At 61.6% G+C, this 2,642-nt stretch carries 3 protein-coding genes; all 3 read right to left on the bottom strand.

The annotated features are described in order from the left end of the window. Window positions 1–5: 5 nt before the first annotated feature. Window positions 6–137 carry a hypothetical protein gene (locus FK256_RS14800; protein ID WP_280525792.1) on the bottom strand — a complete coding sequence of 44 codons (132 nt, stop codon included), beginning with the start codon at window positions 135–137 and terminating at the stop codon, window positions 6–8. Between the two features lie 1,113 nt (window positions 138–1,250). After that, complete coding sequence (locus FK256_RS13930; protein WP_141425164.1) at window positions 1,251–1,568, bottom strand: sigma factor-like helix-turn-helix DNA-binding protein; 318 nt, start codon at window positions 1,566–1,568, stop codon at window positions 1,251–1,253. Further along, window positions 1,555–2,445, bottom strand: a complete 891-nt coding sequence (locus FK256_RS13925) for a replication initiation protein (protein WP_141425163.1) — start codon at window positions 2,443–2,445, stop codon at window positions 1,555–1,557. The genes FK256_RS13930 and FK256_RS13925 overlap by 14 nt, the downstream gene beginning before the upstream one ends. Window positions 2,446–2,642 lie beyond the last annotated feature (197 nt).

Raw genomic sequence — 2,642 nt, 5'->3', positions numbered from 1 at the left:
TGGCCTCACTTGCGGTGGCGGCCGTGCCCGGACTTGAGGGTCCGGTAGAGGGTGATCGCTGCTACGATCGTGTTCGGGAGGCCCATCGCCGTTGTGGTGATGAGCGCGATGATGGCGGTAATTTCAGTGATGGCCATCGTGATTCCTTCCCGAGCCCCTTCCGGTTGCCGCCGGAAGGGGCTCAATTCTGTTGTGCTCAGAAACTAATTCCCAGCTCGGGAGGGAGGTCCCCTGCCTGATACCCATAACTCTACTTTTAGTTAAGGCTAGTGTCAAGTGGTTTTGGGTTGATTTTCTGGGGTTTCTGCCTCACCCACCCTTGGGGCCCCTCCCCTCTTCCTCCTTCTCCGCCCCTGTTCGCGCTCTTGGTTGCTGATATTGGGGGTGTCGGGGGCGTTGCTGGCGTCCTTGGTGTGCCTTGATTGTGGGTTGACCTGCGGTTATTGCATAAAAGGCTTGCAAGATGTGAGCAATTTTGTTATAATTAAGGTGTGAACAGGAATAATTGTTCAATAATTTAATGGAGGTAACCGAGATGTTTAGTGGACGTGAGGAGTTTAAGGGGGGTTTGGAGGTTTCCCGTACGGAGAGCGTGGCGCGGTCGTATGGTCGTCGTGGGCGGCTCGTGGGGCGGGTCGAGACGGTGACTGTGACGACGGTCGAGAGAGCACCCGAAAAGCGATGCTGGGGGGCGCTGGCGCTCAAGGGGGCTGGGTTGGTGGTTTTTTGGGCGGTGACCAATCCCGATAAGGTGCTGGATCTGTTGGCCGCTTTAGTTCGTTTTCTGGGGCTGTAGGAGAAGGTAGGGGGTGACGGGAATATCCCCGTCGCCCCTACCCCACCCCCTCAGAGACGCGCCCCCTCCCCTCCCGCTCATTCCCGGGCGCTTTCCCCGCGCGTTTTTCGGGTGTGCTGCGGTGGGCTGTATTGCTGCTGGTAGGGGCAGGTTTCGGGTGGTGCCGGGTGGTGTGCCCGGTGTCACGCCCTGGGTTACGCGCGCCCTTACGCCAACCCCTACGCGGAGGGTTACGCGCAGCCTTACGCAAAGGGTTACGCAAAGGGTTACGCTGGGGGTTACGCCGGGCCCTATGCCCAGGGGTACGCCCAGCATCACGCCGGAGAGTTATGGGTGGGTAAGGTTTACCTAAGTTATTGGGTGTGCTGTTGGTTTTGCTGGGAAAAGTGGACATAGGAATGCCTCCCCGTCGCGGGCAGCAATCGTGAAGGGAGGCGGTGACATCCTGTGGGTGTCAGGTCGAGGACTGCGGGTCCTCGTGGGTGTCGGCTGCTGTGGCGGCCTGTGCTGCTGCGCGGTCTCTGCGGGCGCGGCGGGCGCGTCGTCGGACGGTGTCGACGTGGAGACCGAAATGCGCGGCGGTCTGGGTCCAGGAATGCCCCTCATCGTCGTGGTAGACGAGGATCGCCTCACGCTCACTGGCTTTCTTGGTGAGCCACTCATCACGAGGCAGCGACGTGTGACGACGGATCGTGGCGATGCTTAGACCGGTTTTCTCAGAGAGTCCTCTAATGCTTTCTTTCCCACGATCGATACGCTTATACGTTGCCATTGAGAGCCTCCTGGATAATATTGGCACTTTTCTTTTGACGTGTTGGTCCGCTTATTTTTGCTCGTGTGGATTGGATTTTTGAGAATTCTGTCGGGGTGAATCTTTTCCAGATCCATTTGGCGATGGATCTGGATAGGTGGTGTATCTCCATGGCAGGCAGGGGCGTTCTGCCTTCGTTTTCTAGGGCGTGGTTGAGCATGGTGGCTCTGGCCTCGACGATCTGGGCCCAGGTCTCGGGGTCGTCGGTCCAGTAGCGGCGGATGGCGCGGTATCCCCAGGATCGGGTGCGGTCGAAGATGTCGACGTTGCGGCCGATCCCGGAGGATTTGCGTGGTCTGGGGTCGTCCCAGGCGGGCAGTGCGCCGAGTGCCTCCAGGGGGCTGGCGAGGTCGCGCAGACTGTAGGTCGGGATGGTCTCGTGGTCCTGGTCCCACAGGGTGTGCCGGTGTGGGCCAGGGTGGATGGGATTTCGGGTGATGCGGCCGGTGTAGGCAGTGTCGGCCCCCAAGACGTCGGTCAGGCCGGTCTCGATGCGGGCCAGGAGGCGGACGGGGCGGCGTCGGGCGGCGTCGGTCAGGCAGACGGGGGCGGTGAGTGCCCATCCGAGATGTCCGGTCCCGACGGGGCCTCGTCGTCGGACAGCCCAGGACTCGTGGGGCAGGCCGAGCAGGGTGGTCAGGCCCTCGACCTCCGTGGTGTCAACGTCCACGATCACCAAGCTCTTCTTGACAAGGGGGTTGGCCTCGATGAGGGGGTCAGTAAGGGCCTCATCTCGCGGCCGCCGACGGTAGGGGCCCGATTTTTCACGGCCGCTGAGGGGGCGTCTCGGCAGCCATGCGGCCTCCCATGAGGCGGCACGGGGGTTTTTCGGCGTCATACGGCCACTCTAACATGTTGCCCTGGGATATGTAGGTCTTAACCCATATCCGATACTTCAGGTTTTTGGTGACCTGGCTCACAGGGGGTTGCAGGGGGGCTTGGGCCGCCCCCTGCACGCCGGCCCGGGTATTTGAACTGTCCCCGCTTTCGCTCCCCTCCGGGGCCGGGCCCCTCCGCTCACGCTCAGCCGCTCAC

The organism is Actinomyces johnsonii (genome assembly GCF_006546835.1).
Taxonomy (GTDB): domain Bacteria; phylum Actinomycetota; class Actinomycetes; order Actinomycetales; family Actinomycetaceae; genus Actinomyces; species Actinomyces johnsonii.
Note: the sequence above shows the minus strand (reverse complement) of the source record. Positions and strands in the feature narration are given on the sequence as shown.

What these genes read in the sequence shown, in the direction of transcription:
- FK256_RS14800 (WP_280525792.1), bottom strand. Translation starts at nt 137, where the DNA reads ATGGCCATCACTGAAATTACCGCCATCATCGCGCTCATCACCACAACG.
- FK256_RS13930 (WP_141425164.1), bottom strand. Translation starts at nt 1,568, where the DNA reads ATGGCAACGTATAAGCGTATCGATCGTGGGAAAGAAAGCATTAGAGGA.
- FK256_RS13925 (WP_141425163.1), bottom strand. Translation starts at nt 2,445, where the DNA reads ATGACGCCGAAAAACCCCCGTGCCGCCTCATGGGAGGCCGCATGGCTG.